General features: G+C 72.6%; 12 protein-coding genes. 6 read left to right on the top strand and 6 right to left on the bottom strand.

Features of this window, described 5'->3' with window-relative positions:
* Positions 1-39 precede the first annotated feature (39 nt).
* The 3 genes from ACIBK1_RS29345 to mfd form a co-directional block, all read right to left on the bottom strand.
* Positions 40-1017, bottom strand: a complete 978-nt coding sequence (locus ACIBK1_RS29345) for a MazG family protein (RefSeq protein WP_396738950.1) — start codon at positions 1015-1017, stop codon at positions 40-42.
* A gap of 68 nt (positions 1018-1085) precedes the next feature.
* Positions 1086-1745, bottom strand: coding sequence for a SurA N-terminal domain-containing protein (locus tag ACIBK1_RS29340; RefSeq protein ID WP_396724165.1), 660 nt, complete (start codon positions 1743-1745; stop codon positions 1086-1088).
* Positions 1746-1797: 52 nt separating this feature from the next.
* Positions 1798-5295, bottom strand: coding sequence for a transcription-repair coupling factor (gene mfd / locus ACIBK1_RS29335; protein ID WP_357323866.1), 3498 nt, complete (start codon positions 5293-5295; stop codon positions 1798-1800).
* Positions 5296-5522: 227 nt separating this feature from the next.
* On the opposite strand from mfd, the gene ACIBK1_RS29330 reads away from it, so the two are divergent.
* Positions 5523-6254: a methyltransferase domain-containing protein gene (locus ACIBK1_RS29330; protein WP_396738948.1), complete on the top strand. Its 732-nt coding sequence runs from the start codon at positions 5523-5525 to the stop codon at positions 6252-6254.
* Positions 6255-6271: 17 nt separating this feature from the next.
* On the opposite strand, the gene ACIBK1_RS29325 is transcribed toward ACIBK1_RS29330, so the two are convergent.
* Together ACIBK1_RS29325 and ACIBK1_RS29320 are read right to left on the bottom strand one after the other, a co-directional pair.
* Positions 6272-7528, bottom strand: a complete 1257-nt coding sequence (locus tag ACIBK1_RS29325) for a hypothetical protein (protein WP_396738946.1) — start codon at positions 7526-7528, stop codon at positions 6272-6274.
* On the bottom strand, positions 7525-8055 hold the full coding sequence (locus tag ACIBK1_RS29320) for a SigE family RNA polymerase sigma factor (RefSeq protein WP_396738944.1): 531 nt from the start codon (positions 8053-8055) through the stop codon (positions 7525-7527). The genes ACIBK1_RS29325 and ACIBK1_RS29320 overlap by 4 nt, the downstream gene beginning before the upstream one ends.
* An 18-nt stretch (positions 8056-8073) precedes the next feature.
* On the opposite strand from ACIBK1_RS29320, the gene cysC reads away from it, so the two are divergent.
* Entirely contained in the window at positions 8074-9399 is a 1326-nt protein-coding gene (gene cysC / locus ACIBK1_RS29315) for an adenylyl-sulfate kinase (RefSeq protein ID WP_396738942.1), read from the top strand.
* 10 nt (positions 9400-9409) lie between these two features.
* Here cysC and ACIBK1_RS29310 read toward each other — a convergent pair whose 3' ends face one another.
* Entirely contained in the window at positions 9410-10441 is a 1032-nt protein-coding gene (locus tag ACIBK1_RS29310) for a glycoside hydrolase family 26 protein (RefSeq protein WP_030507612.1), read from the bottom strand.
* A 323-nt stretch (positions 10442-10764) separates the two neighbouring features.
* On the opposite strand from ACIBK1_RS29310, the gene ACIBK1_RS29305 reads away from it, so the two are divergent.
* From ACIBK1_RS29305 to ACIBK1_RS29290, 4 genes are read left to right on the top strand one after another with little or no spacing between them, the layout of a single operon-like run.
* Complete coding sequence (locus ACIBK1_RS29305) at positions 10765-12060, top strand: hypothetical protein (protein WP_396738940.1); 1296 nt, start codon at positions 10765-10767, stop codon at positions 12058-12060.
* Positions 12057-13451, top strand: coding sequence for a hypothetical protein (locus ACIBK1_RS29300; protein WP_396738938.1), 1395 nt, complete (start codon positions 12057-12059; stop codon positions 13449-13451). Before ACIBK1_RS29305 ends, ACIBK1_RS29300 begins: the two co-directional genes overlap by 4 nt.
* Complete coding sequence (locus tag ACIBK1_RS29295; RefSeq protein ID WP_396738936.1) at positions 13448-14437, top strand: hypothetical protein; 990 nt, start codon at positions 13448-13450, stop codon at positions 14435-14437. The genes ACIBK1_RS29300 and ACIBK1_RS29295 overlap by 4 nt, the downstream gene beginning before the upstream one ends.
* A 38-nt stretch (positions 14438-14475) precedes the next feature.
* Entirely contained in the window at positions 14476-15333 is an 858-nt protein-coding gene (locus ACIBK1_RS29290) for a sulfotransferase domain-containing protein (protein ID WP_396738934.1), read from the top strand.
* The last annotated feature ends 1 nt before the right edge of the window (position 15334 follow it).

Genomic DNA, 15334 nt, shown 5'->3' with positions numbered 1-15334 from the left:
ATCGGTCCCTACTACCCGGTATGGCGCAGGGCTGCCCGTTCACGGCGTGTCAGGGCGGGCGCCCTCCCATTCCTCCACACGCCGCCGGTATTCCCTGGCCGCCGCCCTGAGCTCGGCCTCGGGATCGAGTCCCGCGTCCTGGGTCTCCCGTACGAGCGCGAACAGGCGGGCGCCGGCGGACGGGGCGAGGTCGCCGGCGAGAGAGGCGGGCGCCCCGGCCCGGCCGGCCCGGCGCAGGAGCTGGGCGGCCAGCGAGATCGCCGGCTGGCCCATGGGCACGCCGCTGAGCACCGAGGCGGTCTCCCCCTTGGCGGCCCGCTCGGCCGCCTTGATCGTCTCCCAGTTGTCGGCGACATCACCGGCGCCGGAGACCGCGACGTCCGCGAAGACGTGCGGGTGACGGCGGACCAGCTTCTCCACGATCCCGTCCGCCACGTCGTCGATGTCGAAGCCGTCCCCGTCCGTCCCCATCCGCTCCTGGGCGAGCCTGGCGTGGAACACCACCTGGAGCAGCAGGTCGCCGAGCTCCTCGCGCAGCGGCGGGCCGTAGTCGCCCTCGTGGATGGTCTCCAGCACCTCGTAGGCCTCTTCGACCAGGTAGGGCACGAGCGACTCGTGGGTCTGCTTGCGGTCCCACGGGCACTCACGGCGCAGCCGGTCCATGACCTGGACGAGGTCGAGCAGCCGAGCGCCGGGCAGGTCGTAGGAGCCGGGGACGACCTCGATCTCCGGCGGTTCGTCCAGGGAGATCGCGGCGTGACCGACCGCGCGCATGAAGTCCTCGTCGCCGTCCTGCGCGGCCAGCCACACCACCGTCCCCGTACGGCTCTCGCGCGCGATCGCGCCGGGGTCGGGGGTCACCACCTCGACCAGGACGCCGGCCTCGCCGAGATAGGGCAGGTAGGGGTGGTCCGGGGTGCCGGTGAGCACCCGCCCTCGGGTGAGGGCCTGCCACGCCGCGGGCGTGAGCAGGCCCGGAGCGACCCGGGGCGAGGTGGTCACCACGATCAACGCCATGGCCTCAGCCTAATGAGCCACCCGCCCCGGCGTCGCCGGGCCGCCTGCCAAACCGCTCGGGCCCGCGATCAGCCGGCCTGGCCGGCGTCGGGCGCACCCGCGTCGGGCGCACCCCCGGCGGCCCCGCCGGCCGCGGCCCCGCCCGCCGAGCCGAAGCGGTCGTCGGCGACGAAGCCCTGCTGGGGGTCGAACTTGCCGTAGCGCGGGCTGTACCTCACCGGCACGGTCGAGTCGGCCTCCTGGATGATCTTCTGGATGGCCGCCTGCTGTGCCGCCTGGTCCTGCCCGGCGCCGGCCTGCTGCGCCAGCTTGTTGCGGACGACGACGGCCCGGATGAAGTCGCGGCCCTCGTCCAGCGGAATCGCGTTGGCCAGCAGCACCTTGTTGAACTGGTCCCAGCCGCCCTGGGCCGTGGCGATGTCGTCGACCTCGCGGTCGCTGACCGCGACGCCCTTGCGCCGGCCGAGCTCCTGGAACTGCCTGCTCGTGGTCATGTTGAGCAGGACCGTCTGCGGCAGCGAGAAGGACAGCTGGAGCTGGTTCTCGGGGATCTTGTTGGCGGCCAGGTCGGCGCGCAGCGCGCGGACCTCGTCGTTCAGCTCACTGGAGGTGATGCGCTCCTTGCCCACGATGGCCGCGGAACCCGCCTGCACGGGGCCGCCGCACGCGGTCACGGCGATCCCGGCCGCCGCCAGCGCCACGGCGACGCGCACTCGATACGACTTCACGGACGATCCTCCCGAACGACACCGGCCACGCGTATGTTGACAATTTCGCGGGTCACTGTACCCGCATCGGCTCCAGGAACAGGGCCTCGACCAGGTCCCCACACCATTTCAGCAGGTCGAGGTCGCGTAGTGGCTGACCGCCGATCGGTTTGGTCTTGGGCACCGGCACGAGCAGGATGCCCGTCGCCTGCTTCCAGATGGAGCGAGGGTAGAGCCGCTGCAGCCGCACCTGCTGGGAGTCCCTCAGCTCCACGGGCGCGAACCTGATCTGCTGGCCCTGCAGCGTCACGTCGGTCAGCCCCGCCTTGCGGGCCCTGATCCGGAAGCGCGCCACCTCCAGGAGGTTGTCCACCTCCTGGGGCTGCCTGCCGTACCGGTCGGTGAGCTCGTCGCGGACCGCCGTGATGTCGTCCTCCGAGCCGATGGCCGCGATCCGCTTGTACGCCTCGAGGCGCAGCCGCTCGGAGGTGACGTAGTCGTGCGGCACGTGGGCGTTGATCGGCAGCTCGACCTTGACGTCGGGCCGCTCCTCCACCCTCTCCTCGCCCGCGAGCTTGGACTTCTGCTCCTGGACGGCCTCGGCCATCATGCGGACGTACAGGTCGAAGCCGACGCCGGCGATGTGGCCCGACTGCTCGGCCCCGAGGATGTTGCCGGCGCCGCGGATCTCCAGGTCCTTCATGGCGACGTACATGCCGGCGCCCATCTCGGTGTGCTGGGCGATCGTGGCGAGCCGCTCGTGCGCGGTCTCGGTCAGCGGCGACTCGGGCGGGTAGAGGAAGTAGGCGTAGCCGCGCTCGCGGCCCCGGCCGACCCGGCCGCGCAGCTGGTGGAGCTGCGACAGGCCGTAGTTGTCCGCGCGGTCCACGATGAGCGTGTTGGCGTTGGGCACGTCGAGGCCGGACTCGACGATCGTGGTGGAGACGAGCACGTCGAAGTTGCGCTCCCAGAAGTCCACCATGATCTTTTCGAGCTGGGTCTCGTTCATCTGCCCGTGGGCGACCGCGATCCGCGCCTCCGGCACCAGTTCGTGCAGCCGCGACGCCACCTTGTCGATCGTGCGGACCCGGTTGTGGACGAAGAACACCTGGCCGTCGCGCATCAGCTCACGCCGGATCGCCGCCGCGATCTGCTTCTCGTCGTACGGCCCGACGAACGTGAGGATCGGGTGCCGCTCCTCCGGCGGGGTGAGGATGGTCGACATCTCGCGGATGCCGGTGAGGCCCATCTCCAGCGTCCGCGGGATCGGCGTCGCCGACATGGCGAGCACGTCGACCTGCGTCCGCATGTGCTTCATGGCCTCCTTGTGCTCGACGCCGAACCGCTGCTCCTCGTCCACGATGATCAGCCCGAGGTCCTTGAACTTCACCTCGGGCGACAACAGCCGGTGCGTGCCGATCACCACGTCGACCGCGCCCGTACGCAGCCCGTCGAGGGTCTCCCGCACCTCGGAGTCCGTCTGGAACCGGGAGACCGGCTTCACGGCGACGGGGAAGCTCGCGAACCGCTCGCCGAACGTCGACAGGTGCTGCTGCACGAGCAGCGTCGTCGGCACGAGGACGGCGACCTGCTTGCCGTCCTGCACCGCCTTGAACGCCGCCCGCACCGCGATCTCGGTCTTGCCGTAGCCGACGTCGCCGCAGATCAGCCGGTCCATCGGGACGGGCCGCTCCATGTCGCGCTTGACCTCGTCGATCGCTTCGAGCTGGTCGCCCGTCTCCGCGTACGGGAAGGCGTCCTCCATCTCCCGCTGCCACGGGCTGTCGGACGCGAACGCGTGACCGGGCGAGGCCATCCGGGCCGAGTAGAGCCGGATCAGCTCGCCCGCGATCTCCCTGACCGCCTTCTTCGCCCTGGTCTTGGCCTTGGCCCAGTCGGCCCCGCCCATGCGGTTGAGCGTGGGGGCCTCGCCGCCGACGTAGCGCGTGACCTCGTCGAGCTGGTCGGTCGGCACGTAGAGCCGGTCGCCCTTGGCGTACTCGATCACCAGGTATTCGCGGGTCGCGCCCTGGATCGTGCGCTGCACCATCTCGATGTAGCGGCCCACGCCGTGCTGCTCGTGCACCACGTGGTCGCCGACCTTGAGCTGGAGAGGGTCGACCATGTTGCGGCGGCGCGACGGCAGCCGCCGCATGTCCTTGGTGGACGCCTTCTGGCCTACGAGGTCGAGGTGGGTCAGGACGGCGACGTCCGGCGTGACGAAGCCGTGGTCGATCCTGCCCGTCGTGACCTGCACGACGTCCTTCGGCGGCGGACCGTCGAGGGACGGCACCAGCCGCGCCGCCACGTCCACGCCCTTGAGCAGCTCGACCATGCGCTCGGCCGGGCCGTGGCCCTCGCTCAGCAGCACGACGGCCTTGCCCGCGCCCATCCAGCCCTTGATGTCGGCGAGCGCCCGCTGGGTGTCGCCCCGGTAGGCCTCGACGTCCTGGGCGTCCAGCTCCACGCCCTCGCCGAAGGGGGCGATGCTCCACCACGGCTGGCCCAGCTCGCCGGCGTGGTCGCGCACCTCCTCCAGCGTGCGGAAGGCGGCCGCCTCCAGATCGATCGGGGCCTCGCCGCCCGCCGCCGCGGCGATCCACGACGCCTCCATGAACTCCTGGCTGGTGTGGACCAGCTCGACCGCCCGCCCGCGGATGCGCTCGGGGTCGCAGACGAACACGGCCGACCGGATCGGCAGGTGGTCGAGCAGCAGGTCCATCTCCCCGGCGAGCACGGGCGCGAACGCCTCCATGCCCTCCACGGGCACACCCTCGGCGAGCTGGTCGAGCACGTCCTTCAGCGCCGGGTGCTCCTCGCCCAGCTCGCGGGCGCGCCGCCGTACGTCGTCGGTGAGCAGCAGCTCACGGCAGGGCGCGGCGAACAGCCCGTCCTGGGCGACCTCGAGCGAGCGCTGGTCGGCCACCTTGAACCAGCGGATCTCCTCGATCGTGTCGCCCCAGAACTCCAGCCGCAGCGGGTGCTCCTCGGTGGGCGGGAACACGTCGAGCAGGCCGCCGCGCACGGCCACCTCGCCGCGCTTCTCCACCATGTCCACCCGGTGGTAGCCGTTCTCGACCAGCCGGGCCACCACGTCGTCCAGGTCGGCGTCGTCGCCCGCGCGCAGCCGTACGGGCGCCAGGTCGCCGAGCCCGGCCACGATGGGCTGGAGCAGCGAGCGGATCGGGGCAACCACGATCCGCAGCGGGCCGGCGGTCTGGTCGCCCTCGATCGGGTGCGCCAGCCGCCGCAGCACGGCGAGGCGCTGGCCGACGGTGTCGCTGCGCGGCGACAGGCGCTCGTGCGGCAGCGTCTCCCAGGCGGGGAAGACGGCCACGGAGTTCTCGTCGACCAGGCTCGTGAGCGCGGCGGCGAGATCCTCCGCCTCGCGCCCGGTCGCCGTGACGGCGAGCACCGGCCGTACGCGAGACAGCGCGGCCACGGTGAACGGCCGCAGCGCGGGCGGCGCCAGCAGCTCGGCGCCCGGGTGGGCGGCATGGCCGGCGGCGTCGAGCGCGGCGGCCAGCGTGGGTTCGGCGGATACGAGATCGAGCAGTCCGGAAAGAGACATCGATGCCTTCAAAAGCCCCGTGACAAAGACAGCAGGCGTGCGGACGCGACCCCGTTCATCCGGCCGACCCCCCTGACGGAGGAGATCCGCGAGACGCTCCCAACCGGGCCGCGGCTACCAAGGCTACGCCCTGCCGATGTGCCTCGCTCCGCCCTCTCCGCGGCCGGGACATGAGGGGCGACGGCAAATGCGCAACGTAGAGTCGTCAAATGATTACTCTCAGTCGTATGACAGAGGTTCGGTTGTCGTCCGCCGACCAGGACGACGTGTTCAGCCAACGGATTCGCGAGCAGTGGACCGACCAGCTCGGCCGGCGTCTCGACATCCTCATCGCCGGATGCGGCCGGGGAGGCGTCCTCGACGTGGGGCGCTACGAGCCGAGGATGACGGGGGTGGACGAGGATCTGCCGGCGCTGCGGACCCACACCGCCAACCGCGACGACCTGGAGGCGTCCTACCTGGGCGACCTGCGTCTCGTGCCGATCCCGCCGCGGTCCTTCGACGTCGTCTATGTGTCGTTCCTCCTCGAACGCATCCGCCACGCCGAGCTCGTGCTCGACCGGCTCGTCGCCGGGCTGCGTCCCGGCGGGCTGCTGCTGCTGAAGATGCGCGACCGCAAGTCGGCGTACGGCTTCTGCGACCGGGTGACCCCCCGCTGGCTGCGCCGGGCGCTGTGGCGCACGCTCACCCCGGCAGGATCGGTGGGGCCGCTTCCCGCGGTCTACGAGCCGCTGGCCTCCCGCGAGGCCATCCAGGCGTACTGCCTGATGCGCGGGCTCATGATCGCCGAGGACTACTCGGCGGTGAGCGGCCCGGCCCGGCGGGGTCCGCGCGGCGGTCTGGTCGCCGTGGTCTGCCGGGCCGTGGCCGCGTTCTCGCGAGGCGGGCTCAACGGCACCGAGGACGAGATCACCATGGTGATCCGCCGTCCGCAGAACCATTTCGCCCGCCTCATCTGAGTTGCCGGCCGGGGCCGCTACCTGAGAGTGAACATCGGCTCCCACGCCTCGGGCTGCTGGCTGTTCTTCCGGTACGCCGACAGCGGGACCGTCGTTCTGCCGTCGACGCTCACGAGGACAAGGCCGTTGTGGAACTCGCTTCCGCACGTGCCCGCGCAGCCCAGCGCGACCAGGCGCCGGTCGTCGGCCCAGGCGCGCAGCTGGAGCACCTGCTGCCGGCCCACGACCTTGCCTGTCGACAGCTCGGTGACCTTGGTCGGCATGCCGTCCCGGCCCGCGAGCAGCGTGCCGTCGGGCGACACGCCCGCCTGCGACTCAGTCAGGACGTAGCCGTCGGGCGCGTCGTGCGGTCTGCCGTCGAGGTCGTAGAAGGCGTCAGGCCGCCGCACGACGGCGCTGCGCTCCTGGACCAGCGTGCCGTCGTCGCTCCAGCGGAAGTCGCGCCTGACGTTGCTGTTGTCGGTCAGGCACGGATCGACGGCGTGGAAGTCCCCTGCCGTCGCGGTCGCCGCGTCGACGACGTAGAAGCCGGTGCGGCTGGTGGAGATCATCTGGAACGGCGGCCGCCCGGGGTTCTCGGGCGTCGCCGCGGCCGTCGCCGGGCACCGCCGCTCGTCGACGGACGTCCGGTCCAGGTCGGGGGACCCGTCGTAGGCGGTGGCCACAAGCCGGGTGCCGTCGGGCGACCAGACGACGCCGCCCACGGGGTGATCCACCGGCACCCACGCCCGCACCTGCCGGGTCTCCATGTCGAAGATGCCGATCCTCCGAACGGGGAGGTCCTTCTCCAGGACCGCCGCCCAGCGCAGGCCGGGGGCGACGTCGACCCAGCCCCATTCCGTCTTCTCGTACCGGCTCGTCGCGGGGTCGAGGAGGTACCAGGTCCGGTCGAACAGTCTGCGCTCGGCATCGGTGTGCCACCGCCATGTGAAGTAGGCGGAGACGGCCACCCGCCCTGCCGCGATCATCGTCTCCGGCGGGGAGTTCTCCGTGTCGGCGAGCACGTCCTGCGCCGGGGTCGTCTGCCGGTACGGCTGGACGGGCACCACCACCGGCGAGCCGCCGGTGTCCACCGGCGGCGCGAAGCGGGGAGCCACGACCAGCGGCACCAGCAGGGCCACGGCCGCCACGACGGCCGCGCACGAGACCGCCCCCGCGAACCTCGTCAGGCGCAGCCGTGACCGGCGGCGCAGCGCGCGGTCGGCGAGGTCGGCGGGCACGTGGACCTCCCGCGACCACTCCTCCAGCGTCTGCTTCAGCATCCGGGGCGTCATGAGATCACCTCACTCAGGCGCAGGTCGGCGAGTTCCGGCGCGGTCGCCCGCAGCCGGGCGAGGGACCGGTGCGCGGTGCTGCGCACGGTCCCGACCGAGCAGCCGAGGATGCGGGCCACCTCGTTCTCGGGCAGGTCCTCCAGGTACCGCAGCACGAGCACGGCGCGCTGGCGGGGCGTCAGCCGGGCGAGCGCCCGGCGCAGGATGATCCTCAACTCGGCCTCGTCGGTGCCCGCGCGGCCGGCCGGGAGCTCGGGCACGTCGGCCACGCTGGTCTCCCGCTGCCGCCACGCCAGCCGCCACCAGCTGATCTGCTGGCGGTACATGACCTGCCGCACGTACGCCTCGGGCTCGTCGACGTGCCCCCACCGCGTGACGACCTTGGCCAGGGCGGTCTGCACCAGGTCCTCGGCGGAGTGCTGGTCCCCTCCGGTCAGCAGATAGGCCAGCCGCATCAGCGCCGGCGCGCGGGCGGACACGAATTCGCGAAATCGCCGCTCTTCCGCGTGGTCGCGGATGGCGTCCACGGGCACCTCCTCGGATTAATGTCTGCCTGTAGACGCCCCGGGCACGGGCGCGCTATGCGTGCCGGTGCCAGTAGGGTGCGTATCCGACCCCATCGAGGTCCGATCGATCAAGCGGAAACGGATGCCATGACCGAGTGGACGCCCGACGCGCGTGAGCTGGCCGACCTGGAGCTGCTGCTGTCCGGGGCGTACGCGCCGTTGACCGGCTTCCTCACCTCGGCCGAGGTGGAGAGCGTCGTCGAGCGCGGGCGGCTGCCCGGAGGGGCCTCCTGGCCCGACCCGATCACGATCGCGCTGCCGGACGGATTCGGGCCCGGCGACCGGGTGACGCTCCGGGACCCGGAGGGTGCGGCGGTCGCGGTGCTGACCGTCGTGGAGCGGGACGGCCACCACGCCGCCGGACCTGTCGAGGCGCTCGACGCCCCCGTGTACGGCCCGTTCTCCCGGCTGCGCCGCGCCCCGGAGGAGGTCCGCAAGGACCTGCCGGACGGCGAGGTTCTCGCGGTGACGATGCGCGGGCCGCTCGACGGCGCCGCGCTCGACGACGTGGCGGCGACCGCCGAGGAACTGGACGCGACCGTGCTCCTCATGCCCCTCGTCTTCGGCGAGGGCGGCCCTGCCGTGGTGCGCGCCGCGCTCAAGGCGGCCGAGCGGCTTCCCGGTGCGACGGTGGTCGCGGTGCCGCTCGCGCCGCGCGAGGACACCGAGATCGACCTCGAACTCCGCGAGCACGTGGCCCGCAACTACGGCGCCACCGAGCACTACGCCGGTCCCGCGCCGGTCAGCATCCCGGGGCCGCCGCACAAGCGGGGGCTTGTGGTGTTCTTCACCGGCCTGTCCGGCTCGGGCAAGTCGACGATCGCCCGGGGCCTGCGCGACGCGCTGCTCGAACGGGGCGGCCGCGCGGTCACCTACCTGGACGGCGACGTCGTGCGGCGGATGCTGTCGGCGGGGCTCACGTTCTCGCGCGAGGACCGCGACCGCAACATCCGCAGGATCGGCTTCGTGGCCGCCGAGGTCGCCCGCCACGGCGGCCTGGCCATCTGCGCGCCCATCGCGCCGTACGCCGCGACCCGGGACGAGGTGCGGGCGATGGTCGAGGAGGTCGGCGGCGACTTCCTGCTCGTCCACGTGGCCACGCCGCTGGAGGAGTGCGAGCGCCGCGACCGCAAGGGCCTGTACGCCAAGGCGCGGGCCGGGTTGATCCCGGAGTTCACCGGGATCTCCGACCCGTACGAGGAGCCGGAGGACGCCGACCTCGTCCTCGACACCACGGACATGACGATCGACCGCGCGGTCGGCGCCGTGCTGAACGTGGTCTCCTCGGGCGGCTGGGTCCGCTGAGGGGTGGGTTCTAGGAGGGCGGCACCGGCGTCGACGTGAAGCGGGGCAGCCGCCCGAGCTGCGCGAACGCCCGGGTGGCGCCCGGCGTGGTGTCGAACCTGGTGTCGCCCCGGGGCGCCAGCGGCGAATCGAAGTAGACCAGCGCCTTGATCTGCGGGTAGTCCGCGATCTGGCGCTGGACGGACTCGAAGAAGTCGCGCTTGAACCCCGGCGCCCCGCGCCGCTCGAAGGCGCCCCACTCGGCGACCATGATCGGCTTGGCCGGGAACCTGGCCTGCATCCACCGGTAGAAGCCGGGCCAGCCGGGCGCGTCGGGCCGGGTCTTGTCGACCAGCCCGGCGAAGTCGCGCACCCGGTCGTCCGCGTACGGATCGAAGGCCACCCAGTCGACCACGTCGTCACCGGGGTAGAGCCTGCCGAACCACGGCTTGACCGCCCAGTTGGGCGCACCCATGTAGGTCATCACGGTCACCGCGTTGCGCACCCCCTGCTGCCGCAGGCGGGTCACCACGTGGCGGTACATCGCGACGTAGTCCGCGGGCGAGTAGCCCCCGCCCTCGCGCACGTCGTTCTCCGGCTCGTGGTGGATCGTGAGGAAGAACCGGCCGGGGAAGGTGCGCCGGATGTGCTCGGCGAGCCGGTCAACGCGTTTGTCCACATCGCCGCGGGCGACCTCGGCCCAGGTGTGGTCGAGCGCCGGTTTCCAGTTCACCAGCAGCAGGCGGGGTCCCTTGGCGATCTCCCGCTCCTCGGCGGTCGGGAAGAGCTCCCCGCCCCGGTGGTAGACGTGCACGATGTCGGCCCGGCGGCCCATGCGCCGCTCGGCCATGTCCACCGCGCGGATCGGGCCGCGTCCGGAGAAGACGTCGGGCGCGATCCCCCACCACGCCCCGCACGTCGGGATGAGCTTGTCCGTGACCGCGCAGGCGCCCGGCGTCGTCCCGGCGCCGCCGCCCGGCACCCGCCCGCTCGTGGCGGTGCCCGTGCACGCCGTCGCGCACGCCCCCGCCACCAGTACGGCCAAGCCGGCGATGAGTCTCATCGCGCCCCCTTCCTCGGCAGACCACGCATTGAACGGATGGGCAAACACCATCCCATCAATCCCCGCGGCTTTGGGGGCCGTTTCCCCATCTCACGTGTACGGATATTTCCGTTTTCATCGGCTAATTGAACGGCCATTGCCCGACGCGAATTCGGCAATAGCCGGGGACGAAACTCCGCAGCGGCTTATAGTTCGAGACCGGATCCCGCCGGACCGCCGCCGGGACCGCGAACGCGCCCGGCTTCCCCTCCCCCTCCGGAGGGGCACCGGTGGCCCCACCGCCGGCCGCGGCCGCGTGACGAACCGAGGGCACGGGGAGTTCGATGAGCCTGCCGCCGCACAGCCGCGACCTTGCCGAATACGGCTCTGTGCTCCGGCGCAGGCGCCTGGTCGCCGTCACCTTCCTGCTCGCGGGAGTGGGCGGCGGGGCGGCGGCGCTCGCGACGACCCCCGCGCGTTACACCGCGGTCGCCCAGGTGCAGGTGCTGCCGACCGGCGCGCAGGAACAGTTCAACGTGCCGAGCTCCCGGCAGCGGGAAACGCTCAACCTCGACACCGAATCGCAGATCGCCCGATCGGCGGTCGTCTCGGCCATGGCCGCCGCGACCCTGAAATATCCGGATCCGGAGGAATTGCGGGAGCACCTGACCGTGGACGTCCCTCCCAATTCCGCCATTCTCTCCATTTCTTACTCGGCGTCCGATCCCCGGGCCGCGGCCGCGGGGGCCCAGGCGTACGCGGATGCCTATCTGCGCAACCGCGCCCGCGCGGCGGAGGACGCGATCGGCGGCCAGCTCAAGCTGATCGCCGCGCGCCTGCGCGAGGTCGAACACGAACTCGACAAGGCCGGCACGGCGCAGACCACGACCACCCAGACCGCGATCACCCAGACCGCGGCGGGGCAGGGAACGTCCAGGCGGCAGGCCGTGCTCGCCCGTCAGGCGTCGGACCTCACGCTGCGCTACGACGCGCTCAAGACCGTCGCGGTGACGCCGGGCACGGTGATCAGCCCCGCCAGGCCGCCCGCCCGGCCGGCCCACCCGAGCCCGCCGCTCTTCCTCGGCAGCGGCCTGTTCCTCGGCGTGCTCGCCGGAGCCGGGGCCGCGTTCGGCCGCGACCGCCTGGACACCCGCATCCGCACCTGCAACGACATCGAACGGCTGTGCGGCCTGCCGCTGCTCGCCGAGCTCCCGGCCAGGCCGGACGCGGCGTCCCTCGACGAGATGGCCGCCGCCGTCGCCACGTCGCTGGGCGGCGGGCCCCACCGGCTGCTCCTCGAAGGCGTGGGAACGGGAACCCTCGGAGGCGGGCGGGCAGGGCGCTCGGAAGGTTCAAGGGCGAAGCACTCCGAAGGCGCGGGGACACAGAGCACGGCCAGACTGCTCGCCAAGAGCCTCGGCCCCGCGCTGGCGCATCTGGTGCCGGTGACGGTCGTGACCGGCCGGTCCGCCCATCCCGACGCCGCCGTGCTGCTGGTCGGCCTGCGGCGGACGACCTCCCCGGAGGTCGCCCGGGCCGTACGGCAACTCGCCCGGCAGGGCGCCCGCGTGCTCGGCGCCGTCGCCGTGCCGCCGGGGTTCGTCGCGCCCGTGCCCGAGACGGCGGAGTGGGGCGCGTGAGCCTCCCCGCCCCGCGCACCATCCCTCGCGCCGCCCCTCTCGCCGTCCTGCCGCCGGTGGACCTTTCCCGTCCTCGGCACCGGCACCGGCATCGGCACAGGGCCGGGCGGGGGGCCTGGCCGATCGCGGCGTTCCTGCTCGGTTATCCGGTCTGGTGGGCGCTCGGTTTCGGCGGGCTGTCGATAGTGGTGCTGGCCGTGCCGATGACGGTGGTGCTGTGGCGCAGGCGGCCGATCCGCGCGCCGAAGGGCTTCGGCCTGTGGGCGCTGCTGCTGGCGGGCTACCTGATCAGCGCGCTCATGCTGGCCGAGACGCCGGACGGCACGTACGGCGAGCTCGCCGCCGGCCGGGTCCTCGGCTACCTGATGCGGCTGGCCGTCTACGTCTCGCTCCTGATCATGGTGCTCTACCTGGGCAACCTCACCCATGACGAGCTGCCGCAGCGCACCCTGGTCAGGTGGCTCGGCGTGCTGTTCCTGACGGCCGTCGCGGGCGGGCTCCTCGGCGTGCTCGCCCCGGGCTTCGCGTTCACCTCGCCGCTGGAGATGGCGCTGCCGTCGTGGATCGGCGGCAACCCCTTCGTCAACAACCTGATCCACCCGACGGCGGCCCAGATGCAGCACGTGCTCGGGCACGCCGCGCCGCGCCCCGAGGCGCCGTTCGAGTGGGCCAACGCCTGGGGCACCGACATCTCGGTGCTGGTGATCTGGTTCGTGGTCGGCTGGTGGACCTACGGGGGCCCGTACCGCCGCGTGGCGGCCGTGCTCGCGCTCGCCGCGGCCGCGGTCCCGGTCGTCTACTCACTCAACCGGGGCCTGTGGATCGGGCTCGGGATCTCGGCGGCCTATCTGCTGATCCGGGGCGCACGTCCCCTGCTGGCCGGAGCGGTCGCGGCCGTCGCCGCCGCGGCGTTCCTGCTGTCGCCGCTGAGCGCGATCGTCGGGCAACGGCTGGACAACCCGCAGAGCAACGGCATCCGCGCGTTCACGATCGCGGCGACCGCCCGGGTCGCGGCCTCCTCGCCGGTCATCGGGTATGGCAACACGCGCAACGCGTACGGCAGCCACCGCACGGTGACGACGGGCCGCAGCGCGTGGTGTGTGGAGTGCGGCCACCCCCCGCTCGGCAGCGACGGGCAACTGTGGCTGCTGCTGATCAGCCAGGGCTTCGCGGGGGCCTTGCTGTACGTCGCCTTCTTCGCCGGAGCGGTGCGGCGCTACTGGGCCGACCGGACGCCCATCGGCAAGGCGGGGACGCTCGTGATGATCCTCGTGCTGCTCTACATGGTCGTCTACGACGGGCTGGTCAGCGCTCTGACCCTGTATCTGATCTCCTTCGCCCTGCTCTGGCGCAACGCCGCCAGGACATCCGACCTCGGGGAGGCCCGATGAGGGACGCGGCCGATCGACTCCACTACCTGGACGAGGTGATGGACCTGCTGTTCCCCCCTTCCCACCCCGGCGTCCGGACCGGCGTACGGACCGGCGTACGGTCCGGCGTACGGTCCGGCGCCCGCAGCGTGCTGCCGCACCGCCTCGTCCCCCGGCGGGTCGTCCCGCGCACGTGGTGGCACCGCGCACTGGGGCGCGGCCTGCCCGTCGGCGGCGGGATCGACACGATCGAGACGCACCTGAGCGACGTCCTCGGCCGCAGGATGCGGGTCGTCGTCCACGTCAGGCCCGCCCGCCGCGCCAACCGCAAGCCGATCCTGGAGGCGTACGACGAGTCGGGCCTCGCGGGGTTCGTGAAGGTCGGCGACACGCCGCGGGCCAGGCGGCTGGTGCGATACGAGAGCGAGGTGCTGCGCATGCTCGCCGGGCGGCCGTTGAAGGTCGTCGTGCCGCCCGACGTGCTTTATCACGGCCAGTGGCGGGGCCTGGAAGTGCTGATGCTGTCGCCGCTGCCCGTGCCCTCCCTCCGCGTGGGCTCCCGTCGCGTTCCCGCTCCCCTGCTCGCGGCGGCCGTACGGGAGATCGCCGCCATCCGCCCGTACGGCGAGGAGGCGGATTCCGGGGAGGCCGCGGCCTGGCACGGCGACTTCACCCCCTGGAACGTCGCCGCGGCGACGGACGGGCGGCTGCTCGTGTGGGACTGGGAGCGGTTCGCGGTGGGCGTGCCGCTCGGCCTCGACGCCCTGCACCACTTCTTCCACCGGGCGCTGCGCCGGATGCCGCCTCCGGTCGCCGCCCGGTCCTGTCTCGCCCAGGCGGGCGGGCTCCTGGAGCCGTTCGGCGTCGACGTGGCCCAGGCACGCCGTACGGCGGTCCACTACCTGGTCACCCTGGCCGAGCGGCACCGCCGCGACGGCCACGAGCCGCTCGGTCCCGCCGCCGTCTGGCTGAACCCCCTGGTCGATCACCTGGAGTGCCTGCTGTGAGGTCAACGCCGAAACCCCCCGCTCTGAAGGATTCCGCTTTGAAGCACCCGGCGCTGAAGCACTCGGCGCACGCCGTCTCGCTCGCCGCCGGAAGGGCGACCAGCGCGGGCAGGGTGCTGCCGTCGTTCCTGATCATCGGGGCGCAGCGGTGCGGCACGACCTCCCTGTATCGCGCCCTGTCCCGGCATCCGCTGGTCATGAAGCCGGTGCTGCGCAAGGGCGTCCACTACTTCGACATGGCCTACGAGCGGGGCCTGCCCTGGTATCGCGCCCACTTCCCGCTGACGTCCAGCGCGCAGGCGCTCCGGTTTCGGTGGGGCCATGCCCCCCAGGCGTTCGAGTCCGCCCCTTACTACCTGTTCCATCCCTTGGCGGGAGCCCGCATCGCCGACGACCTTCCCGGGGTGAAGCTGATCGTCCTGGTCCGGGACCCGGTCGAGCGGGCCTGCTCCGCGCACGCCCACGAGGTGGCGCGGGGGTTCGAGACCGAGCCGTGCTTCGAGCGCGCCCTCGCGCTGGAGCCCGAGCGCCTCGCGGGTGAGGCGGAACGGCTGCGGACGGTCCCCGGCTACGCCAGCCACGAGCACCGGCACCACGCCTACCTGGCCCGGGGACGGTACGCCGAGCAGCTGGCCCGGCTGGAGCCGCTCGTGGGGCGCGACCGGATCCTGGTCCTCGACAGCGGGCTGCTGTTCCGCGATCCCGGCGCCGCGTACGACCGGGTGCTGGGGTTCCTGGGACTGCCCCGGCTCGGCGGCGTGAGGTTCGAGCGGCACAACGCCCGGCCGCGGGAGACCATGCCGGCGTCCGTTTACCGGCGGCTGCGGGAGCACTTCGAGCCATGGGACGCGCGGCTCGTCCCGTGGCTGGGAGCGGTGCCCTCGTGGCGGCGCTGAC

Origin of the sequence: Microbispora rosea, assembly GCF_044460045.1 — a bacterium.
GTDB classification, from domain to species: Bacteria; Actinomycetota; Actinomycetes; order Streptosporangiales; family Streptosporangiaceae; genus Microbispora; species Microbispora rosea.
This window is presented reverse-complemented; position numbering and strand designations above follow the sequence as displayed.